Source organism: Candidatus Vogelbacteria bacterium (assembly GCA_021414225.1).
GTDB lineage: Bacteria > Patescibacteriota > Minisyncoccia > Phycocordibacterales > XYD1-FULL-46-19 > JAIOOX01.
In genome coordinates this window covers 1-22965 of sequence record JAIOOX010000004.1, presented here as the reverse complement: position 1 = coordinate 22965, position 22965 = coordinate 1, and the positions used below count along the sequence as shown (strand labels likewise).

Genomic DNA, 22965 nt, shown 5'->3' with positions numbered 1-22965 from the left:
TGACTTTTACAAAAACCGCCCTAGAGCGGTTTTTGTTTTGTTAAATTTTATTCAAAATGGATATCGACTGGTTTGGTGTCGAGACGGTCTTTGAGAAGGGGATATTTTTTTAGGTCAGGATCTTGAGTTAATAGTTTTTCGGCTTCGGTGCGAGCAGCTTCAACGAGCTTGAGATTACGAATAGCATCCATGGCTAGATCAGACAAACCCCACTGTTTACTCCCAGCTAGAGTGCCACCACCACGAAGCATAAGATCAGCCTCAGCTAGTTCAAAACCATTTTTAGCGGTGATGAGTTTGTCGAGGCGTGTTAGAGATTTTTCATTTTTGGTTTCAGTCAGTAAATAACAATAGGCTTGATGAGAGCTGCGCAAGACACGACCGCGCAATTGGTGGAGTTGAGCTAAGCCAAAACGTTCTGAGCCCTCAATAATAATATTAGTAGCGTTAGGGACATTAACTCCAACTTCGACTACGGAAGTGGAGACTAAGATATCAATTTTACCAGCTGTAAAATCAGCCATGACTTTTTCTTTGTCTTTAGGTTTTAATTTACTATGGACTAAGCCGATTTCGTATTCGGGAAAAACATTTTTCTTTAGGCGTAGACTTTCTGCTTTGGCTGATTTTGTTTGCAGGGCAAATTCTTTATCCGGGTCTGGTTCATCAATACGCGGACAAATTACATATAATTGTCGGCCGGCCTTTAACTCTTGCCTAACGGTCTCATAAGCTTTTTCACGCTCGTCTGGTTTAATGATTTTAGTAATTACTGGTTTGCGGCCGGCCGGCAATTCATCAAGTAGAGTTAAATCTAAGTCGCCATAAATAGTCAGAGACAAAGTGCGGGGAATAGGTGTGGCGGTCATCGAAAGTAGGTGTGGCACTTCACTGTGACCACCACCTTGTTTGAGAAGTTTGCCCCGTTGCATGACGCCGAAGCGATGTTGTTCGTCGATAATAACGTAGGATAATTTTTTGAACTTCACTGATTTTTGAATCAGTGAGTGAGTCCCAATCACAATCGGAATATCTCCGTTAGCTACCCATTTTAAGAGTTGTGGTCGAGAAATGTGAGTGTGTTGTTCCTTGTAGATCTTGGAGGGAAATTTACGGCACTCACTACCAGTCATCAAGCCTACCGCCACGTGCATATGTTCAAAATATTTAATGAACGATTCGAAATGTTGGCGAGCCAATATTTCGGTTGGTACCATATAAGCTACTTCAAATCCGGCTTTGACTGCGGCAAAAGCGGTGGCTGCAGCGACGGCTGTTTTACCAGAACCAACATCACCTTCGAGGAGGCGAGTCATTGGTTTGTCTTTAGTAAAGTCGCTCGTAATATTGGCAATGGCTTTAGTTTGGGCGTTTGTTAGGGGAAAAGGAAAACGGTCGGTAAAAGTTTTTATATCTTCCGAGCTAGTCTTAACTTTGAAAGACAGATTGGATTGATAGCGATTACGTTTATCAATCCGATCAAGTTGAATAAAAAAGATTTCTTGAAAAGCAAATCGTTTGCGAGCGGCTTCCGCATCACGACCATTTTTGGGGGTGTGGATCCAAACCAAAGCGGTGGAGAGGGTAGGGAGATTGTATCTTTTTAACATTTCACTTGGGATCGGGTCAGGAAGTTGTTCATGAGTATGCTTTCCGAGTAAAGTTTGGATACGATAGTAAAGCCAACCCGAAGACAGACCGCGAGTTTCGGGATAGACTGCTTGTAAATTCATGGCCTCATCTGAAGCAAATAATGAATTGCCGGGGACTACTTCGTTACCACCAATATCAGGGTTGGCTAAATATTTTTCACCATTACGTTCGGTGACTTTGCCGGAAAATTGAGCCAAAGCCCCTTCGGGTACTTTCTTAACCATGTAGGCTTGGTGGAACCAGATCGCCTTGATTTTACCCGAGCCGTCTTCAATCACTGCCTCTGACATTGGAATTTTCTTTTTCCAGGCTTTACTGATCTTGGTTTTAACCACTTTGCCGTAGATGATCGCGTTTTCGCCTACCACTAAATCGGCAATTTGTTTGGCTTCACCTTGTCTAGCATAGCGAGAGGGAAGGTGAAGTAGTAAATCTTGCAGGGTTTTAATCTTTAGTTTTTCGAGGGCTTTTAGTTGATCACCAGTAAGGCGGAAATGTTTAATTAAAGGCTCTAGAGGATTCATGTTTGTATTGTACTATAAAAAATGCCTTATACTCGTTTGTAAATTGTTTTTTTATCGCAGGTAATTTATTATAAACTGGTTACTAAACCAATATAATAGACTCACTATGAATAATGGAATTGAAGGTTTTGGTGCCAATGAAGCAGTAGATGAAGCCCTATCATTTGAAGAAGAGCTGCTTAGGGGTTCAGAGGAGTCACCTCAATCTTTGAATGAAAAACTTTTTGACGCTAGGGTTAAGAATATTTTAGAGGCTCTTGAGGGTGATGAAAAACTTAGAGAAGCTGTGTTGAGGCAGTTATCAAAAAAAATTGGTGTGTCAGAAGTTCAAAGTATCGAATCTGAAAATACCACTAATTATGAAGTTGGAGAAGATGCTAAGCAGTGGCTTTACCAGAATTATTTTGATTTAGATATTGAGGGTGGTAGATTGATTAAACATCGGTCTAACCAACCAGATATGGAAATTAGTTTTAGTGATTTTCCCGGTGGTGTAGGTAGTAGCTTAAGTATTAAAACAATTCGAAGTGTTAATGATGTTATAAAAATTGAATGGTCTACTCCCACTGGCGAGCAAAAGAAACTATGGCTTGGTGCTGATGGTTATCTTGAAGTTGAGGCTGAGTAAGGTAAATTTTTTTAAGTTTTGTTCTGCTTTTTTGGCTTGAATCTAAATAATGAGCACGGTCTCCAGAGCATTTTAAGTTGATCGCCGGTTGGCAGAAAATGGTCAGTAATAAGGGAATCTATACCTAACTACCCAATTTAAAGCCTAACCAAATACCAACAAAACCACCGATGGCAGTAAAAATAACTGAAGAAATAGAGAAGACGTCCGAGCCCCAAAGGGAGGGGATAAAGCCACCGACAGCACTGCCGATAATCATTAATAGCCAGATGAGTTTATTGCGAGATTCCATCTGATTAATTCTATCATGAGATAGAATTTCTTTTTGGCGGAGAGAGTGGGATTCGAACCCACGGAACCAATTAAGGTTCGACGGTTTAGTAAACCGTTGATTTAAGCCACTCATCCATCTCTCCAGTCTTCTTTTTTGCAGGATTCTCCTTCGACTCAAAACTTGGTCGTCACTAAATTTTGGTCTAGGCATCGCCTCGCGAACAAACTCTGCTGAGTTTGGGCTTCGCCCGCTCCGGCGTTCGAATCCCGCCCCACTCTCGCAAAAATATAGTCGCTACAAAGCCCTGCTTTGAGCTCTTTATTTTGCGGAGGGGGCGGGATTCGAACCCGCGAGAGGTTTTAAAGCCCCTACCTCGTTAGCAGTGAGGCGCTTTCGGCCACTCAGCCACCCCTCCAATAGGCGTCATCGTAACATAACTTTTATTGATATGCCATGGTGGATTAAGGTGGTTATCTCGCATTTTTTCTCAAACTGTTGTATAGTACCTTTCATATTAGTAATCGACACAATTAATATGCCAAATGCCAATTCTGCATTTATGAAGCCAATGACCATTAGTGACGACTTAGCCGCTGTGGTTGGCAAAGGTCCAATGCCTCGATCTGAAGTTGTAAAAGCACTTTGGGTTTATATCAAGAAGCATGATCTGCAAGATCCAAAGAACAAGCGAAATATTAATGCTGATGAAAACTTAACTAAAGTTTTTGATGGCAAGAAAATGGTCAACATGTTTGAGATGACCAAGCTTGTTTCTAAGCACTTGTCATAATCGATTTTTAACCGTGAGCGATAACCGCCGCCGAGATATTCTCGGCGGCGGTTTTTCGTAAGGCCTTAATTATTTCATCAAGGGTGGCACCAGTGGTGCTGACATCGTCGATTATGATGAAGTGATGGTGGTGCATTCCGTTAGGTAGATGGGCCTCAAAAGCGTTTTTGACGTTATTTAATCGTTCCGTTCTAGTTCGACAGGTTACCTGTGGTTTCGTTTCTTTAATTTTTTTCACAATAGTTTCGTCAACCACAAAAATGTTCGGATGAAGTCTGGCTAAGGCTTGGGCTAGTTTGCTGGCTTGGTTAAAACCACGTTCCCGCTTTCTCAATCTCGACATGGGAGCGGGGATTAAAATAATTGGTTCTGCTTTCAAATTTAGGGCTAATTTGTCAGCACTGTTTTCTAAAAGTATGTCCGCTAAATATGGTGCTAAGATATTAGCCACTTCAGCAGACTGTTTATATTTCAGTTGCCACAATAATTTTTTAATTATTCCGTGATGGTACGGAAAAAGAGCTGTAATATTTTCTGACACAAAAATTGGTGTCATTAGTAAAGAGTTTTCACAAGCGTCACACAACAATTGGCCGGTTTTTTTACAACCAACGCACGTGTGAGGGAAAATTAAATCAATAATCGTGTGGATAAGTTGTAGTAACTTCTCCATATAGTAATAAGGCTATGATATACTGCTATATAATAACATTTTTGAAAAATCTCTAAATGGATAATCCGCTATCGAAGCTATTTACTTTAGGTTCTTTATTTTCTAAAGGCGACACTAGTGTTGTTGGTCTTGATATTGGTTCGTCCTCGATTAAAGTTGTTCAGTTGCGAAAAGACAAAGGTCAGATGATTTTGGAAACCTATGGTGAGCTATCAGCTGGTCCTTATGGTGGTGCCTCAGTTGGTCAAGCGGTAAATCTATCACCAGCCAAAACAGCTGAGTTGATTAAAGACTTATTTCGAGAATCAGCCATCACCACCAAAGTTGGTGGCTTATCTATTCCACTTAAATCTAGTTTATTGGTGGCGATTGAAGTACCAGAGTCAGTCAATAATAATTTGGACCAGATAATTCCTATCGAAGCTCGCAAGTATGTACCAGTACCTATCTCCGAAGTGGCTTTGGATTGGTGGGTGATTCCGAAATCAACTACAGAAAATTTAGACGATGTGGATCGAGAACGTAAAGGGGGAGCGCTCGCGATGACGAACGTTTTGGTGGTAGCGGTCCACAAAGATACGATCAAACAATTTCAAGATATTAGTACCGCTGTTGGAGTGGAAACTAAATTTTTAGAAATTGAAACTTTTAGTGCTATGCGAAGTTCTTTACAAAATGATTTAGGGGCGACGGTGATCGTTGACCTAGGGGCCGCTTCGACGAAAGTGGTTATTATTGATTACGGAGTGGTTCGGTTGTCTCATACTATTAGTAAAGGATCACAAGATGTTACTCATGCTATCGCTCGGTCATTAAATATTCCTTTTATTAAAGCCGAAGAGATAAAACGTCGAATCGGTTTGGTGGAAAAAGTTGACGGAGGGTCTTTGACGGCTACTCTGAGTCCAATTGTGGAATACATATTTTCAGAAGTAACTAGAGTTATGGTAAACTATCAGAAGAAGTATAACCGCAGTGTTGATAAAGTTATTTTAATTGGCGGCGGTGCTTCATTAAAAGGGATCAAAGAGATTGCTAGTCAGCATGTGTATGCTCCAATCGTTTTTGGTAATCCTTTCGAGCGAGTGCAAGCGCCGGCTTTTTTATCACCAGTCCTATCCGAAGTTGGTCCGAGCTTTGCGGTTGCTATCGGGGTAGCGATGAGGGCTCTGCAAGAATCATAAAATTTTTATACTATGCCAGAAGGTATCCAATCATCATTTATTCCTAAACAAAATTTCACCAATAACGCTAATTCAGCGGCTTCTAAAGCGTCACTTGGTTTGTTGATGTTGATTGCTATGGTTATTTTTGGTTTATCTTTAGTGGCTTTTGCCGGAGCTTATGGATATCAATATATTTTGTCTGACTCGATCAATCGTCCTTGCCAAGCTGGTAGCGATCAAGGTTGTGGTTTGAGAGAATCATTAGAACACGACAAGCGGGAATTACAGGTTGATCGAATAGTACGCTTTGCTAGGTTGGATGCCAAAATGAAAGCTGCCTCTGGTATTATCAACAATCACGCTACTTTGTTGCCTCTGTTTGATAAAATTCAAGAATTAACTCTACAGACTATTCGTTATACAAAATTTGATTTTTCTGACAAAGGAATCACTTTGGAGGGGGTAGCTTTAGGTTATGAAGATATTGCCGTTCAACTAAAAGCCTTTAAATCTAGTGATCTAGTAAATAACGCCGTATTCTCTGGCCTAGGTTTAGACCCTAAGGGAAATATTACTTTTAAATTAGCTCTGACTGTAAACAAAGATCTGACTTCTTACCAAGCTTTAGTTCAACAGAATCAAGCTGAACAACAATCGGTAATTAATCAGCTGCCGGTTGTGAATAGTGGTGTGTCAGCTAGTTCAACCGTATCAGCTACTAGTACCAACCAATAATTATGACCAGATTTTTAATTCCAATTTTACTCATCATCGGCGCCGGCGGGGTATTTTATTTCCTAACAGATCCGATTATTAACAATCAAAGAACTTTTGATGATGCTACTCAGAAGGTAGGTGGTGGTATTAAATCACTCTTGGCTGAAAAAGAGAGTCTCAATAAAGCTATTGCTGACATTCAATCTCTTAAAGGTCGAGCTCAAGATCTTGAAGCAACATATCAAAAGATCGACCCAGAGCAGATTAAAAAATTAGATGTCTTTTTACCTGATGCAGTTGATGACATTCAATTGATTGTTGATGTTAATACTATTGCTCAAAAATCTGGTATGCAATTGAAAGATGTTAAAATAAATACAGATTTAGATAAGACTGGTCGTACTGCTAGTCGGGTAGATGCCACCGCCAATACGTCGCCATTGGTCAACAAGCCGGCGATCACAAAAGTTGGTTTATCTTTTGCGGTGATTGGTACTTATAGTCAAATGCGAGCTTTTATGGGCGATTTAACCCGTAGTTTGCGAGTTTTAGATGTGACCAGATTATCTTTTTCTGCTCAACCAGCGACAGGTGCGGCTGCGACCTCCACTCAATTGCTGGCTGGTGGTCAGTATCAATACCAAGTTGATTTAGTTACTTATTGGCTAAAATAAAAATATGTCCAATTCTAAAAACATTATTAATATTCTGATCGTCGTCCTCTTGGTGGGAGTTGGTGTTATTGGTTATTTTTATTTTTTTGGTGGAGAGGCTGAGACCAATGATCAATTAGGTCTTCAACAACTGACCACTGATGGCGCTTCTAATGTGGCTGGGAGTGATCAATCAGAAGCGTCTGAGTTTGTGATTTTATTGAATAATCTACGCTCGGTTGATTTAAAAAGTTCTATTTTTTCAAATCCAGCTTTTGCTGGTGACTTGCAGGACTTTACCACTCCTTTACCTGACCGTCAGAAAGGCCGTTCTAATCCGTTTGCGCCGCTGGGAACTGGCAACATTAATACAACTCCAATTCCCGCCAATGAGTTCTTTCGATAAAGTTTTTATTTCATTCTAAATTATGGCTATCAATCCTGACATTCCCATTCGAAGTTTGGGAGGCAAGCGCTTGCCTTATGATATTTTGAAGTATGTGCCGAGAGACTCGGCTTCTTACTACAAGTTTTTGCCGATTGGGGTAACGGAGGGTATTTTGGAAATCGGGATGATTGATCCTGAAAATATCGAAGCTCGAGATGCGGCTCAGTTTATTGCCTCTAAGGTAGATATGCCGTTGAAGATTTTTCTTATTTCTCAAGAAGATTTTAACTCGGCGATCGAAAGTTACGAAGGTTTGACTGGTGAAGTGGATCAAGCTTTGAATCAATTGGGAGCCGAGGTGGAAGCTCAGAAAGGGGCACCGGCTGAATTGATTAAAGACGGAGCTCAGCGAGGTGAGGGTAAAGCTAATATTATTGAAGAAGCCCCGGTCACGAAGATTGTGGGGGTGATTTTACAACACGCTACTTCTGGTAATGCTTCTGATATTCACATTGAGCCAATAGCCGACAAAATAAGGGTGCGTTTTCGAGTGGATGGTGTTTTGTATACTAGTTTGTTTTTACCACTTCAAGTTCACGATGCAGTGGTAGCTCGAATCAAAATTTTAACCAACATGAAGCTTGATGAAAAACGTAAACCACAAGATGGACGTTTTTCTGCCAAAGTAGAAGGTCGAAAGATTGATTTTCGTGTCTCAACTTTCCCAACTTATTTTGGAGAGAAGGTGGTGATGCGTATTCTTGACCCGGAAAAGAAATTAGTAACTCTTAGTTCTTTGGGTCTAAATGATCGCAACCTAGAAACTGTTCGCCGTGCGATCGCTCGGCCTCATGGTTTGATTTTACTAACTGGTCCGACTGGTTCGGGTAAAACTACCACTTTGTATTCGATGTTGGGCGAGATTGATAAAGAAAAAAATAATGCGGTTAGTCTAGAAGATCCGATTGAATATGATATTCCGGGAGTAAACCAATCTCAGGTTCAACCAGAAATTAACTATACTTTTGCTAATGGTTTGCGTTCGATCCTTCGTCAAGATCCGGACATTATCATGGTCGGTGAAATTCGCGATAAAGAGACAGCCCGCTTGGCGATCCAGGCTTCACTAACTGGTCACTTGGTTTTCTCTACTATTCACACCAACACAGCGGCTGGAGTGATCCCTCGTCTGATTGATATGGGTGTGGAACCTTACCTTATTCCACCGACTTTGGTATTGGCGATCGGTCAGCGTTTGATCCCGGTTATTTGTGAAGAGAAGGAACAAGTGCCACTGGATGCTAGTTTGAGAATGATGGTGGATAAACAATTTGCAGACCTACCAGAAGAATTTAGAAAAGATATTGTCATTCCTAATGAAGTGTACGAAGCCAAAAAGACCGCTACTTGTCCAGCGGGAACCAAGGGCCGGATCGGCGCTTTTGAGTTATTAGAGATGGATCGGGAACTAGAGAAAATCATTCTAAATTCGCCGTCTGATGGGGATATTTATCAATATGCTAGAAGTAAAGGTTTCGTGACTATGAAAGAGGATGCTATGCTTAAGGCATTCCAGGGGATTATTCCGTTTGAAGAGGTCAATAAGCTGTAATATAATAAAGACACTTACTATGTTCACATCAAAAACCAAAATTATTATAGTTGACGACGACAAGTTTTTGATTGACATGTACTCGATTAAATTTAGCGAACACGATTTCGAAGTGGTTGCTATGTCTAGTGGGGACGAGACTCTAAAGAAGGTAGATAGTGGTTGGGTACCAGATATTTGTTTGGTGGATATTATTATGCCCGGGATGGATGGTTTTCAATTGGTAGAAGAACTAAAGAAACGTCCATCTTTAGAAAAAACCGCTATCATTATTTTATCTAATCTTGGTCAACAGGAAGATGTGAACAAAGGACTGAAATTAGGAGCCGATGGTTATATTGTTAAAGCTAGTGCTACTCCCACTGAAGTGGTGGCCAAGGTGACTGATATTGTTAAAAATAAAAAGAAATAAATTAATTTTTCATGACTGATTATAAAAAAGAACTAAACGAGTTGGTTTTGATAGTGACAAAAGAAGGTGGGTCTGACCTGCACTTGACCGCTGGTCGTCCACCGACCATTCGAGTAGCTGGAGATTTGATCCCGTTGGTCAATCGAGCACCCTTGTCAGCTGACGATACGATGGGGATTGCGATGGAGATTTTGAACGATCAAAACAAATCGATCTTTTTAGATAATAAAGAAATAGACTTCTCGTATACTCCAGATGGAACGGTCCGGTTTCGAGGTAATGCGTTTTTCCAACGGGGTCTAGTGGGGATCGCTCTGCGTTTGATTCCGGCTAACATTAAAACAATTGAGGAATTAAATTTACCAACTCAGATTTACGACTTTGCCCGTAAAGAACAAGGTTTCTTCTTGGTGGTTGGTCCGGTTGGTCAGGGTAAGTCGACCACCCTGGCTGCGATGATTGATATGATAAACCGAGAAAGAGCAGAGCATATTGTAACAATCGAAGATCCGATTGAATATTTGTTTACCAGTGATCGTTCTATTATTGATCAACGTGAAGTGCGTTTTGATACTAGAGACTTTCACACAGCCCTTAAATCAATGTTCCGTGAAGATGTAAACGTGGCCATGATCGGAGAAATGCGCAGTCCGGAGACCATCTCAACTGCAGTGACGGCGGCGGAAACTGGTCACTTGATTTTGTCGACCCTCCACACCAACAGTGCTTCACAAACTATCGACCGGATCGTGGACGCTTTTGAAGCTGCCCAACAAAAACAGATCAGAGTTCAATTGGCTGATTCACTGCTGGGTATTTTCTCGCAACGCTTAGTGCCTCGAGTATCTGGGGGATTGATCCCAGCTTATGAGTTATTGGTCAATAACAATGCCGTCTCCAACTTGATTCGTGAAGGGCGAACAGCCGAGATTGATGTTGTGATTGAGACCGGTTCAGAAGCGGGGATGATTGACTTCAATCACTCTCTAGCCGATCTGGTTCGTCGTGGAGAAATTTCGTCTGAGAGTGCTTATCGTTATACTTATAATGCTAAGAGTTTGGATCGCTTATTGTAAGAAACAAAAATGCTATTTAATTACAAAGCCACAACTAAAGATGGTTCACCTCAACTGGGGAGTATCGATGCTCCTAGTTTAGATTTGGCGATCAGTGCTCTGCAAAGACGGGATTTGATTATCGTCAGTGTTACTCCCGAAGGCCGGTCTGGTTTATTTTCGAATCTAACTTTTTTCCAACGAGTGCAATCACGCGAGATCGTGATCTTGTCTCGTCAGATTGCTACTTTGTTTGAAGCCAAGGTTTCGGTACTCTCAACATTTCGTCTGTTGGCTAGTGAATCTTCAAATCCGCTATTGCGAGAAAGTCTGACTCATATCACTGACGATATTAAGTCTGGTATTCCTATTTCCGGAGCGATGGCCAAACACCCAGCTATTTTCTCTGAGTTTTATGTCAACATGGTCAAGTCTGGTGAGGAGTCGGGTAAGTTGTCTGAGACTTTCTCTTACTTAGCTGACTATTTAGACCGATCCTACGCGTTAGCTTCAAAAGCTAAAAATGCTTTGATCTATCCGGCCTTCGTGGTGCTATCTTTTGTGGTGGTAATGGTCTTGATGCTTACTTTCGTTATTCCTAAGTTGTCTCAGATTTTGGAAGAAACCGGCCAAGAGTTGCCTATCTATACTAAGGTTGTAGTCGGTTTAAGTGATCTGGTAGTCAATTATGGTCTACTACTTCTGTTTTTGGTTTTAGTGGTAGTGGTTGTTTTGGTTAAATACCTACCAACCCAAGCGGGAAGAATGTCTTTCTCTAAGTTTCAATTAGGTATACCGTATATTGGCACCCTCTATCGTAAATTATATTTGTCGCGGATTGCTGACAACTTAGATACCTTGATTACTAGTGGTGTGTCCATGGTCCGAGCGATTGAGATCACGGCTGAGGTGGTGGGTAATGAAGTGTATAAAAAGATTTTGATGGATGCGACTAATTTGATCAAGTCAGGTAGCTCAGTGTCTGGTGTTTTAGCTAAACACGAAGAGATTCCGGGCATTATGATCCAGATGATTAAAGTGGGTGAAGAATCCGGTAAGCTTGGGTTTGTGTTAAACACTCTCGCCAAGTTTTACCAACGGGAAGTAGACAACGAAGTCGATACTCTGGTAGGCCTGATCGAACCAGCGATGATTGTAATGCTTGGTCTCGCGGTGGGTGTTCTACTAACTTCTGTTTTGGTGCCTATCTACAACGTCGCATCCGGCTTCTAGAGAAAATTAAGGACTACTCGATGGCGGGCGAGACTAGGATTCATGAGTCTCGCCCTTATCCACAGCGCTATTGTGCTTGAAGCCAAGGGGGCGGTATACTTATAAGCAAACGTTAAATAAAGGCGAACGTTTCAATATTATTAAGTTATTATTAGTTCATTATTTTAATATGACTAAAGGAAATAAGGGTTTCACCTTGATCGAACTTTTGGTGGTGATCGCCATCATTGGTATCTTGTCAGGAATTGTGTTGACATCATTGGGTTCAGCTAGAAGTAAAGCCAAAGAATCTTCCGCAAAAGCTAGTATGAGTTCTATGAGAGCGGAAGCAGAATTAGGTGTAGATTCTAGTGGTAATTACATCATAGATGTTTGTAGTAATGGTGATGCTGGCACTGTTGGTAAACTATTAGCGGCTGCTAATGATCAAAATGTTGGTACAGCTGTTTGTGCTCAAAGTGGTGCCAGTGGGGCAACTTCTTTGAGTTGGGCTGCTGAGATAGAATTAGAGAATGATTTTTTCTGTGTTGATAGTACTGGATCAGCCGGAGCACAAGCTGCTAGCTCAATCACCGCTGGGGTTAGTTCTGGGGATACAGTGTGTGGATCATAGTTTTATAGAGTTTTCCTCAAACAAAAACCCCGCCAATTGGCGGGGTTTTTGTTTGAGGAAAAATGGTTTTAAGTTATAATCTAATATTATGTTTACTTATTTTATTACTGGCTCGCTCGGTTTGATTATTGGTAGTTTTTTAAATGTTATTTTGTTTCGTTATGGTACTGGTCAAGGGTTGGGTGGCCGTTCTCAATGTCAAAACTGTGGCAAGATGTTGTCGTGGCTTGAGTTGGTCCCAGTAGTTAGTTTTATTATCCAAAAGCGTCGTTGTCGTGGTTGTGCGTCAACCATTTCTTGGCAATATCCCGCGGTTGAACTTTTGACCAGTCTTTGTTTTATCGGTTTTACTCACGCTGTCTTGTATTTGAATATTTTTAAATACAACCTAACTTCCGGGTGGGGTATTGCGTTGTTGCTGACCCTGATTGTTTATCTGGTGTGCGCTAGTGTTTTGGTCTTGATTGCTGTTTACGATCTCCATCATAAAATAATTCCGGACGAATGGGTTTTTATCTTAACCGGTTTGGGAGCGTTGCTACCTTTGGTGTCAGGTCAAGGTTTCGGCTACATTGTCTTTGCTTTGTTGAATAAGTCTTTAGCGGCCCTGGTGTTGGCTGGTTTCTTCTGGTTTATTTGGTATTTCTCTAAAGGTAAAGCGATGGGCTTTGGTGATGTAAAACTGGCGGTAGCCCTTGGTTTCTTCTTGGGTCTTGATCAGGGGATAATAGCGGTTGTTCTCGCTTTCTGGATTGGGGCGGTGGTCGGCTTGTCTTTGATTGCTGTTTCTAAATACAAACCAGCTCTCGCTGTTCCGTCGATTAATAAACTAAAAAGCCAAATCCCTTTTGCGCCGTTTTTAGTTTTGGGTACTATTTTAGCTTTGGTTTTCGATCTTCATTTTCTGACAATGTTTTTTTAGGTAGATACCTGATGAATGTGGATAAGGTTTTTAACGTTTAGAGTACCTTGTGTGTTATTATTTAAAGAAGTACCTAATCTATGATTCGACCTAAATTTATTTTCTCAGCTTTATCTGGTTTGGTTTTGGTGACAGTTTTGACTTTTTTGGCCCCTGTGATTGTGGAGAAGGTAATAGCCCAAACTGGTACCAAGGCTCTCTCTGGCTATGCTTGGAGTTCTAATATTGGCTGGATTCAAATGCAAACCGGCCAGAGTCCGGTGGTGGTGAATAGTGATGGTAGCTTCACTGGATATGGTTGGAGTTCCAATGTGGGTTGGTTGCAGTTTAATCCCACTGGTTCTTATCCAGCCGCCCCTAATCACGCAGTGAAAATAGACTTTACTCAAAACCCTTACAAAATGTCTGGTTGGGGTCGTTTTTTGGCGAATGGCGGCGGATGGGATGGCTGGGTCAATTTTGATGGCGTAACTTACAATCCGTCAACTAAAAAATTTGCTGGTTATGCCTGGGGAGCTGACGTGGTTGGGTGGGTAGATATGTCGACCGTTTTGGCTGATTTAGGAGATACACCTTGTGACCCTGATACTGATCCTGATTGTTGTCCTGGTGGTGCAAATTGTAATCCACCTTGTGACCCTGATACTGATCCTGACTGTTGCCCGGGTGGTTCTAATTGTGATCCTGACCCAACAACGAAAACTTTAACAGTTAAGGTTGTTGGTTCTGGTACTGTTACTGGTAATTCTATTAGTTGTAGTACTGGCAATCTCGGAGATTGTACTGCTGAAGTGAACAAAGGAAATTCCATTACTTTATCAGCTGAAGCTGACGGATTGGCCACTATTACTTGGAGTGAATCGAGTTGTAGTGTTGGTTCAACCTGTCCGGTGTTGATGAATGAGAGTAAAACCGTCACCGTTACTTTCTCTGGTACTGTTACGGAAGAACCAGATCCTTTTGATATTGACATAAATACTTGTAATGGGACCCTGGCTGGAGACTGTCGACTAATTGTTGACTGTTCCGGATACGATAAATGTACCGGTAATCTTTATTACTCTCTGACTTCGATTCGAATAAATAACAACATGATTGACACAGAAGAAGGTCTCACTTTGAGTGTGTTGGGCGGTAAACCTCCTTATATTAGTTTTGTTTTCTGTAAAGACAAAGTTTCTGAAGCTAGTTGTTCATCAAGTATTCCAGCTGGCGATAAAACTTCACCTTGGTATTTCAGAGCTCTTTTAAGTTCATTCCCTGTTGGAGGAACTAATTTCACCATCAGACTATCATCACAATCTGGGGCTGATAAAGTGGTTCCGATTAAAGTTAAATACGATAATCCAGCGATTGTTGAGGGGAATAAAGCAGCTCAGTAAAATCCGTTCATTAAATTATAATGACTATCACAAAAAATAAACAAGGCTTTACTCTAGTTGAAATGATGGTTGTTATTGGTATTTTTTTGATCGTGACTGGAGTGATCTTGATTAACGTTCCTAATTTCAGAGAAAAAACCTCTGTTGATTTGGTGGCTCAAGATATTGCAGTGACCATTAGAAGTTCTCAGGTCTTTGGGGTTGGGACTAGGGCTTTAAATGGGAATTTGGTTGCATATGGTGTTTCTTTATCAACAGATCCAGATAAAAAAGGTCGATTCGTTTTATTTGCAGATTTACCGACTATTGATTATAAGTACACCCCAGGTAGTGAGACGACCTGTGGACAGTCAACGACAGAGTGTCAATCAGAATATAGTCTTAATGGTTTTACGATTAGTGATATTTATATATACAAAGCCGACGGAATTATTGAACCACAGTCACAAGTGGATATTTCATTTGAGAGACCAAAATCTAATCCTAGATTTTGTGTTGATGAAGGGGAAAATTGTCCAGATAATTCAATTTCTAAAGTGGAGATAGTGGTGGAATCACTGAAAGAAAAAAAACGTAAAGTGGTGGCAGTTTACGCTAATGGTCAAATAGCAGTTGAGGATTTTGTTGATTCATCTACTACTCAATAATGTTAAAAGATAAAAACAAAAAAAATGGTTTTACTTTAGTTGAGATGATGGTCTCGGTTTCTTTGTTTGTGATTGTGGCCATGGTCGTTAGTGTGGCTTTTGTCACTTTGGCGAATATTTATCGCAAAATTCAATCTAATCGAGCGGTTGTGGATAATATAAACTTTATGATGGACACCATCTCTTATGAATTAAGGGAAGGAACTGATTGGAGGGTTGGTTTAGAATGTGGTAATGGTAAACCTAATTGCTACACAGATATTTCTTTCGATCGATTTGGTGGTTCATCTCCTGTGGAACAAGTCACATATAAAATTAATGATGCAAAAAAAACAGTTGATCAGTGTATTGGAAATAGTCAAACTTGCGTTGCTTTGAATTCTCTAGAAGTTACAATAGATACTTTTGAGATTTATACTGACATTAGTCAGTCTGTACCAAAAGCTACTATTGTTATCCATGGTGTGGCTCAGGCTACACCTAAGATTAGAACCGACTTTACTTTACAGAGTTCAGTTTCACTTAGAAATAGATCAATATGATATTTCCTAACCTAAAAAAAGATAAAGGGTTTACTCTAATAGAAACATTTGTGGCGATCACTATTTTATTAATAGCGGTACTTATCCCTCTAGGTGTCATGTCTAAGGCGATAGAAGATGGTTTGTTTATTAAAAACAAAGTCATTGCTTACTATTTAGCTCAAGAGGGTATGGAGTTAATTATCAACCAAGTGGACTCTAATATTAAATCAATTGGAGACGGCGAATCATCAGGATGGCTTGATTATATGTCTTCTTGTGTGAATTCAAAATGCTATGGAGAAGTTGATTTAGATTCCAACAAAATTTATTTTGGTTCGTGTAATTACTCTGATGGTTGTCCTTATTTGACTCAAGAACAAGCTGGTGCTCCATATGGTTATGGAGAGTCATTCCCTGAGACAATATTTAAGAGGAGTATAAAAATATTACCTGCTATTATTTCTAGTACTGGAGAAGAGATGGCTATTCCAGTGGAGGTTACTATTAATTGGAAAAATAAGTCAGGTATGATTGAACAAGAATTAATATTAGATGATTATGTATTTAATGCTGGTTATGATATTGGACAATAACAAAAAAGATAATAATGGTTTTGCGATTCTTTATGCTGTTTTAGTGGCCAGTGTAGTGGCTATTGGTGGTTTGATTTTATCAAATATTATTTTTAAACAATTAATTTTGTCTGGAGTAGGACAGAGTTCTCAGATAGCTTATTATGCGGCTGACGTTGGCCGAGCCTGTGCTCGTTATTGGAATAAACAAGGCAGTTTTGGTTTTGTTGAAGATTCTTATAATGAAATTACTGGTCAATCTCAAGGTTCAGTATTTACTAAAAGTGATTCAGACATAGAAATTATGTGCTTGGATGACACTTCAGTCATAAGTCCAAATGATTTAGCGCCGGGCGACACTGAAAATGGTAATTGGGAATTTACGATACAGGATATTAATGATAATTCTTGTGCTAAAGTGACTGTATCAAACAATATAGATGGGTTTGAATCTGACTCTGTCGGGTATAATAATGCTGACTGTGAATCAAACAATAGGCTTGTTTTAAGGAGGGTTCAAGATCTAAAACCAACAATCAGATAGATTGAACATTCTGCTTGTTGTAGTATTCTTGGGTAGTGGATAAAGTGGAAATCAAAGGGCGAATAGAAAAATTGCGGGAGGTGATTAATCATCATCGGTACCTTTACCATGTCTTAGATAAAGAGGAAATATCGCAAGCGGCGCTTGATTCGCTTAAAAAGGAGCTAGCTGATTTGGAGCGAGATTATCCAGAATTTATTACCACTGATTCGCCGACTCAACGGGTTGCTGGTGAACCTCTACCCGGCTTTGCTAAAGTTCGACACGAGATTACTCAATGGTCGTATGATGATGCTTTTTCTGAAGAAGATATCAGAGATTTTGATAAACGGGTGCGTAAAATGTTGGGTGGTGGTCAACCAACTTATACTGTTGAATTAAAAATTGATGGTTTTAAAATCGTCTTAACTTATCGTGATTCTGTTTTGGTCACAGCGGCTACTCGAGGCGACGGCTCCGTTGGTGAAGACGTGACGGCTAATGTTAAAACCATTGAATCTATTCCATTACGATTACAAAAACCGGGTTTGGATATTGTAGTAGAAGGTGAGATTTGGTTGAGTAAGAAAGAGTTTGAGCTTTTAAATAAAGGGCGGGCCAAAAATAATGAACCCTTGTATGCTAACCCGCGCAATGTCGCCGCTGGTACTATTCGTCAGCTTGATCCGCGGATCGTGGCTGAACGTAAACTAGCTAGCTTTATTTATGACTTAGCTAAATCAAATAAAAATATTCCTAAAACCCAGTTTGAAGAACTGTCTTTATTGTCTGAATTTGGTTTTACGGTAGAAAAACATTTTAAACATTGTCAGACCATCGAAGAAGTAATTAACTTCTGGCAAACTTGGCAGAAGAAAAAGGATTCATTGCTGTGTTTGATTGATGGGGTGGTGGTCAAGGTCAACGAAAGAGAGTATCAAGACAAGCTTGGTTACACTGGTAAGTCACCTCGGTTTGGAATTGCCCTCAAGTTTGCCGCTGAGCAGGCGACAACAGTGGTGGATGATATTGTTTTTCAGGTCGGTCGGACTGGAGTGGTGACACCAGTAGCTCAACTCCGACCTGTCTTACTAGCTGGTTCGACTGTCTCCCGAGCTACTTTACACAATGAAGACGAAATAAAACGTCTGGATGTGCGAGTGGGTGATACAGTGATTTTGCAAAAAGCTGGTGACATTATCCCGGATATTTTAGAAGTACTGACTGAGTTTAGAACTGGTAAAGAAAAGGTGTTTAAATTTCCAACTTATCTAGATGCTTGTGGTGGCCCACTAGAGCGAATCCCAGGTCAGGCAGCCTATCGATGTGTGAACAAAAAATCAGTTGCTCAAGTCCGTCGGAAGTTTTCCTATTTTGTAGGTAAGTCCGCTTTTGATATTGATGGCTGTGGTCCAAAGGTGGTGGAAGCTTTACTCGACAATGGTTTGATTTCTGACCTGGCGGATATTTTTACTTTAAAGCGAGGAGATTTGTTGAATTTACCTAGATTTGCTGAAAAGTCAGTTGATAACTTATTACTGGCTATAGATCGAGCAAAAGAAATAACGCTGGACAGATTTGTTGTTTCTTTGTCGATTGATCATGTTGGCGAAGAGACGGCTATTGATTTAGCTAAACATTTTAGACAGTTTTCCAATATCCAACAGGCGACTGAAGCGGAATTGGCGGCTATTCCAGGAGTGGGCGAAGTGGTAGCCAAATCGATAGTTACTTGGTTTAAAAATTCTGATCATCAACAACTGATTAAAAAATTGTTAAAGCAGGTTGTGATTGTGGCTGAGAAAAATATTGGTGGTAAACCAGTTCAAACTTTGTCTGGTCAGACTTTTGTTTTTACTGGCTCGTTGCAGACTTTTTCTCGTGATGAGGCAAAAAAACTAGTCCGTCTGGCCGGGGGAGAAATTTCTAGCTCTGTATCAGCCAAAACAAATTTCATTGTGGCTGGCCAAGAGCCCGGGTCTAAGTACGACGAAGGGATCCGTCTAGGGGTCAAAATTTTGTCGGAAACTGAGTTTCTAAAACTGGTCAAATAGTGTATAGTAGAAGCCATATGATTGACCGGTCTGACTTAGAAAACTTGGCCCAACTAGCTCGCCTAGAGCTAAAAGAAGAAGAAAAAGATAAACTGCAAAAGGACTTGGAGTCGATTTTGGGTTATGTTTCAGAGCTTGATCAGGTCAATATTACTGACAGTAACATCTCGGTTGGACACGCTTTGGTAACCAATGTGGTTCGATCAGATACTAATCCTAATGAAACAGGGGCTGATCAAGAAGTCTTGCTAGCTGAAGCTCCAGCTCGGTCTGGTGATTTTGTAAAAGTTAAACCAGTTCTGAATAATAAATAGCGAATATGGCTCTTGATCTTAAGAATTTAACAATTACAAAAGCGATAACCGGGTTACAATCCGGTGAATTTACTTCGACCGACTTGGTTAAAGCTTATTTAGCTAATATTGAAATTAGAAATAAAGATTTGAATGCTTATTTGGAAGTTTTTTCTGACGTTCTAGATCAAGCGAAAAAAGCTGACGAGTTGCGTGCTTCTGGAGCTGAAGTTGGTCCACTGACTGGTGTTCCAATTGCGATTAAGGACAATATTTTAATTAAGGGTCGAGTGGCGACAGCGGCCTCAAAAATGTTAGCCGATTATCGAGCCACTTATGATGCGACGGTGATTGAAAAACTAAAACAAGCTGGAGCTATTTTTATAGGTCGGACAAACATGGATGAATTTGCTATGGGTGGCTCAACTGAAAACTCCGCTTTTGGTCCAACCAGAAACCCGTATGATTCTGAGCGAGTGGCTGGTGGTTCTTCTGGTGGTTCAGCGGCCGTAGTTGGCGGAGATCTGGCCCTTTGTGCCCTTGGTTCTGATACTGGTGGTTCTATTCGTCAACCAGCTAGCTTTTGTGGGGTGGTTGGTCTAAAGCCTACCTATGGTACAGTCTCTCGTCATGGAGTCATGGCGATGGCTTCATCTCTTGATCAAATTGGACCAATCACTAAAACAGTAGAGGATGCTGAAACTTTGTATAAAATAATTGCCGGCCGAGACTCTTTCGATTCAACGAGTGTTGATCCCAAACTAGCGACTGTGTCTAGTAAATTAGTGATCGGTGTGCCGACTGACTTTGTTAGTCGCGGTCTTGATGCAGAGGTGAAGCAAAATTTTGATGAAACTCTTAAGAAACTGACTGAGTTGGGTCACGAAGTAAGACAGATTGAACTACCGAATCTTAAATATTCACTAGCTTGTTATTATGTTTTGATGCCCGCTGAGGTCTCTTCTAATATGTCGCGTTTCGATGGGGTTCGTTATGGTTCTCATGTTGACGGTCTAAATCTTTTGGAAGACTACATGAAAACGAGAGGGGAAGGTTTTGGGCCAGAAGTTCGTCGGCGGATTATGTTGGGTACGTATGTTTTGTCGGCTGGTTATTACGATGCTTACTATGGCAAAGCTTGTGGTGTCCGACAAGTTATTACCAATGAATATAAAAAAGCTTTTGATAAAAACAATAACGGGGTTGATCTGATTTTGACTCCTACTGCTCCCACCCCAGCTTTTCCAGTGGGTGCGAAAGTTAATGATCCACTACAAATGTATTTGGAAGATATTTTTACTGTTCCTGTCAATTTAGCAGGAGTGCCGGCTATTTCTGTGCCATCTGGTGTGACGAAATCTGGTTTACCACTGGGGGTGCAATTTACAGCTGATCATTTCAACGAAGAGGTGTTATTTGCTATCGGAAAACAATTTTTTGGAGCATAATAGTCTTTATCTATGGTTAGTCTCAATTTGGAATTAATTTTTAGCAAAATTTATTTTCTGATCAAGGGTATTTATATTTACGTATGGTCTGTTTTTAGTCTTAATCCTGTTTACATTTTGATACTCAAAATTAGTTGGGGAGTGTTGGCTATTTTCTTGTCCTTGGTGATGGCCTACTTAGCTTATCTAATTTTTCATCAATGGCAGGAAGATCGGGAAAACATGATGTCTCTTTTGGTAACTGCTTGGCGGGAAGGAGCAGAGGATAAAGTTAGTCAGGACTGGGAAAATATTATTTCCGCTTTGGAGTCTGATAATCCAGCGGATTGGAAGTTGGCTATTATTGAAGCTGATACTATGTTGGACGCCATGGTGGCCAATATTGGCTATAAAGGGGGTAATTTAGGGGAGAGATTGAAGATGATCGAACCGAGCGACTTCCTAACTTTAAATGATGCTTGGGAGGCTCATAAAGTTCGTAATGCTATTGCCCACGAAGGTGGTTATGAATTAAACAAAAGGGAGACTCAACGGGTGATTGGTTTGTATGAAAAGGTATTTAGAGAGTTTAGATATATTTAATTAGAAGGGAGTTGGTTAGGAATAATTTTCAAATCGTCATTTGAAATTTCCGTGGCCTGGATTAAAAAAGTCAGGGTAGGAGTTTCCCCTACGGGGGCGGGTATTTTTCGATTTCATTTCGCGATCCCAAAGAGGGAGTAGGCTACAACTCTCACCTCGTCGTCACTCGGCTCGGTCGCAGCCCCACCTCAGTTGTTTTTCTTGCTAGAAAAACATACTTCCGGTTTTCAACTCCCACACGCAAAAGAAGTAGTTCTTTTGCTCCCCGCACCAATTTCACTACGTTCAATTGTTGCGGGGGTGGGAGTTGAACCCACTATTTCAAGGTTATGAGCCTTGCGACTTGCCGTTCGTCCTCCCCGCGATATTGCCTTTTGGGCACTACAATACGCTAAATACTAACATGCTTATTGTGGTCTGGTCAATCAAGGTGGTTGATTTTTCTTATATTTTATGGATAATTTGTATGTTTACTAGGTATGCCGATGTAGCTCAGGTAGTTAGAGCATCGCACTCATAAAGCGGAGGTCGTAGGTGCAAGTCCTACCATCGGCACAATCCAGGACAGGTGGCCGATTTGCCATCGCCTGAAACGGAAAATACAGCGTAACCACAACGTCTTTTCCAAATGCGGTCTGGTTCGAGAACACGCTTTGCATGACATTGCGTTTTTCATCGTCCGTTCCCATTTCATAAAGCAGCGTAAAGCTTTTCACCAGTTCGAGAAAATCTTGGAGTTGGTTGCGGTTTGCCTCCAGAACCGCCTCCGCATCGCGCAGTTTTTCCTTCAATCGCTGCTGATCCTCCAGATGCGAAGCCTGCCGTGATTGGTAGGCCTCCTTTTCGATAGCCTGGTCCAAGTACGCGTCCGTCAGCCGATCCAACCGCGCGGCAACAGCAGCCACTTGCAACCGCAGCGACTCCACCGCTTCGTGAGCGGTTTTCTCCTGCTCGGTTTCCATGGTCTCTGCCTCCGCCGAGAGTAATTCATATTCTTCGTCACTGAGCGTGAGCGATGTCAGGGCTGAGCGAACAGCATCATCGAGGGATTCCTCGCGGAGCGAGGTCTGGCGGCAGCCACGGGTTTGACAGCGATAATAGACATGCCCTTTCTGTCGTTCGCCGATGAGCAGGTTCTCGCACTGCGAACACTTGAAAAGCTGGCGGAACAAGTGGTGATGAACACGCTGACACTTAGGCATACGGCCATGGAGAATGCTCTGGACATCATCGAAGCGGCTACGGCGGATAAGTGGTTCGTGTACGCCGGGAAAAACTTCGCCAGTGCTGTGGACGCGGATGGTGCCGACATAGAATGGATTGGCGAGGATAACCGCAATCATACTTCTCGGTACCCGTCCCCCAGTCCGGGAACGCAATCCTCGTGCGTGCATTTCATCAGCCAACGTGGTGAGTGAGTATTGACCGCTGACATAGAGATCAAAGAGTTGTTTGACCAGTGGCCCATTCTTTGGACAAACAGTTTTGGGTTGGCCCTTGCCGTTGTCGCAATACCCGGCGGGCGCGGCCAAAGGATACAGGCCCTGCTTGAGCCGACCGTAAAACCCTTTGCGGGTCTCTTCGCGAAGATTGCGGATATAGTCAGCGGCCACGACCGCCTGGATGT

The 22965-nt window shown here is 41.3% G+C and carries 24 protein-coding genes, 4 tRNA genes and 2 pseudogenes; 22 read left to right on the top strand and 8 right to left on the bottom strand.

Going from position 1 to position 22965, the window contains the following annotated elements:
- Positions 1-47 precede the first annotated feature (47 nt).
- On the bottom strand, positions 48-2177 hold the full coding sequence (recG, locus tag K8Q91_02980) for an ATP-dependent DNA helicase RecG (GenBank protein ID MCE9628933.1): 2130 nt from the start codon (positions 2175-2177) through the stop codon (positions 48-50).
- A 106-nt stretch (positions 2178-2283) separates the two neighbouring features.
- Here recG and K8Q91_02975 point away from each other — a divergent pair, with 106 nt between their 5' ends.
- Complete coding sequence (locus K8Q91_02975) at positions 2284-2805, top strand: hypothetical protein (protein ID MCE9628932.1); 522 nt, start codon at positions 2284-2286, stop codon at positions 2803-2805.
- A gap of 124 nt (positions 2806-2929) precedes the next feature.
- Here the strand turns inward: K8Q91_02975 and K8Q91_02970 are convergent, their stop codons facing one another.
- The 3 genes from K8Q91_02970 to K8Q91_02960 all read right to left on the bottom strand — a co-directional run bounded on the left by K8Q91_02970 (position 2930) and on the right by K8Q91_02960 (position 3494).
- A complete protein-coding gene (locus K8Q91_02970) occupies positions 2930-3097 on the bottom strand; it encodes a hypothetical protein (protein ID MCE9628931.1) in 168 nt (55 codons plus the stop codon).
- A 34-nt stretch (positions 3098-3131) separates the two neighbouring features.
- Positions 3132-3221: transfer RNA gene (locus K8Q91_02965), tRNA-Ser, on the bottom strand.
- Positions 3222-3405: 184 nt separating this feature from the next.
- Positions 3406-3494, bottom strand: a tRNA-Ser gene (locus K8Q91_02960).
- 153 nt (positions 3495-3647) lie between these two features.
- Between K8Q91_02960 and K8Q91_02955 the strand changes: the two genes are divergently transcribed.
- On the top strand, positions 3648-3869 hold the full coding sequence (locus K8Q91_02955) for an SWIB/MDM2 domain-containing protein (GenBank protein ID MCE9628930.1): 222 nt from the start codon (positions 3648-3650) through the stop codon (positions 3867-3869).
- Positions 3870-3876: 7 nt separating this feature from the next.
- On the opposite strand, the gene K8Q91_02950 is transcribed toward K8Q91_02955, so the two are convergent.
- The gene (locus K8Q91_02950) at positions 3877-4542 is read right to left on the bottom strand and encodes a hypothetical protein (protein MCE9628929.1); all 666 of its coding nucleotides are present in this window, start codon (positions 4540-4542) and stop codon (positions 3877-3879) included.
- 56 nt (positions 4543-4598) lie between these two features.
- Between K8Q91_02950 and pilM the strand changes: the two genes are divergently transcribed.
- The 19 genes from pilM (at position 4599) to K8Q91_02855 (ending at position 21338) form a co-directional block, all read left to right on the top strand.
- Positions 4599-5726 carry a type IV pilus assembly protein PilM gene (pilM, locus tag K8Q91_02945; GenBank protein ID MCE9628928.1) on the top strand — a complete coding sequence of 376 codons (1128 nt, stop codon included), beginning with the start codon at positions 4599-4601 and terminating at the stop codon, positions 5724-5726.
- Between the two features lie 12 nt (positions 5727-5738).
- Complete coding sequence (locus K8Q91_02940) at positions 5739-6443, top strand: hypothetical protein (protein ID MCE9628927.1); 705 nt, start codon at positions 5739-5741, stop codon at positions 6441-6443.
- A 2-nt stretch (positions 6444-6445) separates the two neighbouring features.
- Positions 6446-7099: a hypothetical protein gene (locus tag K8Q91_02935; protein ID MCE9628926.1), complete on the top strand. Its 654-nt coding sequence runs from the start codon at positions 6446-6448 to the stop codon at positions 7097-7099.
- A 4-nt stretch (positions 7100-7103) separates the two neighbouring features.
- Positions 7104-7484 carry a hypothetical protein gene (locus K8Q91_02930; GenBank protein ID MCE9628925.1) on the top strand — a complete coding sequence of 127 codons (381 nt, stop codon included), beginning with the start codon at positions 7104-7106 and terminating at the stop codon, positions 7482-7484.
- Positions 7485-7506: 22 nt separating this feature from the next.
- On the top strand, positions 7507-9078 hold the full coding sequence (locus K8Q91_02925; GenBank protein ID MCE9628924.1) for a GspE/PulE family protein: 1572 nt from the start codon (positions 7507-7509) through the stop codon (positions 9076-9078).
- A 19-nt stretch (positions 9079-9097) separates the two neighbouring features.
- Positions 9098-9490, top strand: a complete 393-nt coding sequence (locus K8Q91_02920) for a response regulator (protein ID MCE9628923.1) — start codon at positions 9098-9100, stop codon at positions 9488-9490.
- An 11-nt stretch (positions 9491-9501) separates the two neighbouring features.
- Positions 9502-10566, top strand: coding sequence for a PilT/PilU family type 4a pilus ATPase (locus tag K8Q91_02915; GenBank protein ID MCE9628922.1), 1065 nt, complete (start codon positions 9502-9504; stop codon positions 10564-10566).
- 9 nt (positions 10567-10575) lie between these two features.
- On the top strand, positions 10576-11778 hold the full coding sequence (locus K8Q91_02910) for a type II secretion system F family protein (GenBank protein MCE9628921.1): 1203 nt from the start codon (positions 10576-10578) through the stop codon (positions 11776-11778).
- 169 nt (positions 11779-11947) lie between these two features.
- Positions 11948-12391, top strand: a complete 444-nt coding sequence (locus tag K8Q91_02905; GenBank protein ID MCE9628920.1) for a type II secretion system protein — start codon at positions 11948-11950, stop codon at positions 12389-12391.
- Positions 12392-12479: 88 nt separating this feature from the next.
- Entirely contained in the window at positions 12480-13313 is an 834-nt protein-coding gene (locus K8Q91_02900; GenBank protein MCE9628919.1) for a prepilin peptidase, read from the top strand.
- An 80-nt stretch (positions 13314-13393) separates the two neighbouring features.
- Positions 13394-14695, top strand: coding sequence for a hypothetical protein (locus K8Q91_02895; GenBank protein ID MCE9628918.1), 1302 nt, complete (start codon positions 13394-13396; stop codon positions 14693-14695).
- Between the two features lie 20 nt (positions 14696-14715).
- On the top strand, positions 14716-15342 hold the full coding sequence (locus K8Q91_02890; protein MCE9628917.1) for a type II secretion system GspH family protein: 627 nt from the start codon (positions 14716-14718) through the stop codon (positions 15340-15342).
- Entirely contained in the window at positions 15342-15884 is a 543-nt protein-coding gene (locus K8Q91_02885) for a prepilin-type N-terminal cleavage/methylation domain-containing protein (GenBank protein MCE9628916.1), read from the top strand. The genes K8Q91_02890 and K8Q91_02885 overlap by 1 nt, the downstream gene beginning before the upstream one ends.
- Positions 15881-16459 carry a type II secretion system GspH family protein gene (locus tag K8Q91_02880; protein MCE9628915.1) on the top strand — a complete coding sequence of 193 codons (579 nt, stop codon included), beginning with the start codon at positions 15881-15883 and terminating at the stop codon, positions 16457-16459. The genes K8Q91_02885 and K8Q91_02880 overlap by 4 nt, the downstream gene beginning before the upstream one ends.
- Positions 16443-16982 carry a hypothetical protein gene (locus tag K8Q91_02875; protein MCE9628914.1) on the top strand — a complete coding sequence of 180 codons (540 nt, stop codon included), beginning with the start codon at positions 16443-16445 and terminating at the stop codon, positions 16980-16982. Before K8Q91_02880 ends, K8Q91_02875 begins: the two co-directional genes overlap by 17 nt.
- A 35-nt stretch (positions 16983-17017) precedes the next feature.
- Positions 17018-19015, top strand: a complete 1998-nt coding sequence (ligA, locus tag K8Q91_02870; protein MCE9628913.1) for an NAD-dependent DNA ligase LigA — start codon at positions 17018-17020, stop codon at positions 19013-19015.
- A gap of 17 nt (positions 19016-19032) precedes the next feature.
- A complete protein-coding gene (gene gatC, locus K8Q91_02865) occupies positions 19033-19329 on the top strand; it encodes an Asp-tRNA(Asn)/Glu-tRNA(Gln) amidotransferase subunit GatC (GenBank protein MCE9628912.1) in 297 nt (98 codons plus the stop codon).
- A gap of 5 nt (positions 19330-19334) precedes the next feature.
- Positions 19335-20756: an Asp-tRNA(Asn)/Glu-tRNA(Gln) amidotransferase subunit GatA gene (gatA, locus tag K8Q91_02860; protein MCE9628911.1), complete on the top strand. Its 1422-nt coding sequence runs from the start codon at positions 19335-19337 to the stop codon at positions 20754-20756.
- Between the two features lie 12 nt (positions 20757-20768).
- Positions 20769-21338 (top strand): hypothetical protein, encoded by a 570-nt coding sequence (locus K8Q91_02855; GenBank protein ID MCE9628910.1) that lies wholly within the window; start codon positions 20769-20771, stop codon positions 21336-21338.
- Between the two features lie 292 nt (positions 21339-21630).
- Here K8Q91_02855 and K8Q91_02850 read toward each other — a convergent pair.
- Positions 21631-21702: transfer RNA gene (locus K8Q91_02850), tRNA-Met, on the bottom strand.
- 117 nt (positions 21703-21819) lie between these two features.
- On the opposite strand from K8Q91_02850, the gene K8Q91_02845 reads away from it, so the two are divergent.
- A tRNA-Met gene (locus tag K8Q91_02845) sits at positions 21820-21893 on the top strand.
- A 473-nt stretch (positions 21894-22366) separates the two neighbouring features.
- Here K8Q91_02845 and K8Q91_02840 read toward each other — a convergent pair.
- A pseudogene (locus K8Q91_02840) lies at positions 22367-22540 on the bottom strand (zinc ribbon domain-containing protein).
- A 3-nt stretch (positions 22541-22543) separates the two neighbouring features.
- Positions 22544-22963, bottom strand: a pseudogene (locus K8Q91_02835) (recombinase family protein).
- Positions 22964-22965: the final 2 nt, after the last annotated feature.

Coding starts and splice junctions, on each gene's coding strand:
- K8Q91_02915 (MCE9628922.1), top strand. CDS start 9,502: ATGACTGATTATAAAAAAGAACTAAACGAGTTGGTTTTGATAGTGACA.
- K8Q91_02955 (MCE9628930.1), top strand. CDS start 3,648: ATGACCATTAGTGACGACTTAGCCGCTGTGGTTGGCAAAGGTCCAATG.
- K8Q91_02890 (MCE9628917.1), top strand. CDS start 14,716: ATGACTATCACAAAAAATAAACAAGGCTTTACTCTAGTTGAAATGATG.
- K8Q91_02875 (MCE9628914.1), top strand. CDS start 16,443: ATGATATTGGACAATAACAAAAAAGATAATAATGGTTTTGCGATTCTT.
- K8Q91_02885 (MCE9628916.1), top strand. CDS start 15,342: ATGTTAAAAGATAAAAACAAAAAAAATGGTTTTACTTTAGTTGAGATG.
- K8Q91_02940 (MCE9628927.1), top strand. CDS start 5,739: ATGCCAGAAGGTATCCAATCATCATTTATTCCTAAACAAAATTTCACC.
- K8Q91_02880 (MCE9628915.1), top strand. CDS start 15,881: ATGATATTTCCTAACCTAAAAAAAGATAAAGGGTTTACTCTAATAGAA.
- K8Q91_02895 (MCE9628918.1), top strand. CDS start 13,394: ATGATTCGACCTAAATTTATTTTCTCAGCTTTATCTGGTTTGGTTTTG.
- K8Q91_02975 (MCE9628932.1), top strand. CDS start 2,284: ATGAATAATGGAATTGAAGGTTTTGGTGCCAATGAAGCAGTAGATGAA.
- K8Q91_02855 (MCE9628910.1), top strand. CDS start 20,769: ATGGTTAGTCTCAATTTGGAATTAATTTTTAGCAAAATTTATTTTCTG.
- K8Q91_02950 (MCE9628929.1), bottom strand. CDS start 4,542: ATGGAGAAGTTACTACAACTTATCCACACGATTATTGATTTAATTTTC.
- K8Q91_02910 (MCE9628921.1), top strand. CDS start 10,576: ATGCTATTTAATTACAAAGCCACAACTAAAGATGGTTCACCTCAACTG.
- recG (MCE9628933.1), bottom strand. CDS start 2,177: ATGAATCCTCTAGAGCCTTTAATTAAACATTTCCGCCTTACTGGTGAT.
- K8Q91_02930 (MCE9628925.1), top strand. CDS start 7,104: ATGTCCAATTCTAAAAACATTATTAATATTCTGATCGTCGTCCTCTTG.
- K8Q91_02925 (MCE9628924.1), top strand. CDS start 7,507: ATGGCTATCAATCCTGACATTCCCATTCGAAGTTTGGGAGGCAAGCGC.
- K8Q91_02935 (MCE9628926.1), top strand. CDS start 6,446: ATGACCAGATTTTTAATTCCAATTTTACTCATCATCGGCGCCGGCGGG.
- gatA (MCE9628911.1), top strand. CDS start 19,335: ATGGCTCTTGATCTTAAGAATTTAACAATTACAAAAGCGATAACCGGG.
- gatC (MCE9628912.1), top strand. CDS start 19,033: ATGATTGACCGGTCTGACTTAGAAAACTTGGCCCAACTAGCTCGCCTA.
- pilM (MCE9628928.1), top strand. CDS start 4,599: ATGGATAATCCGCTATCGAAGCTATTTACTTTAGGTTCTTTATTTTCT.
- K8Q91_02920 (MCE9628923.1), top strand. CDS start 9,098: ATGTTCACATCAAAAACCAAAATTATTATAGTTGACGACGACAAGTTT.
- K8Q91_02905 (MCE9628920.1), top strand. CDS start 11,948: ATGACTAAAGGAAATAAGGGTTTCACCTTGATCGAACTTTTGGTGGTG.
- K8Q91_02970 (MCE9628931.1), bottom strand. CDS start 3,097: ATGGAATCTCGCAATAAACTCATCTGGCTATTAATGATTATCGGCAGT.
- K8Q91_02900 (MCE9628919.1), top strand. CDS start 12,480: ATGTTTACTTATTTTATTACTGGCTCGCTCGGTTTGATTATTGGTAGT.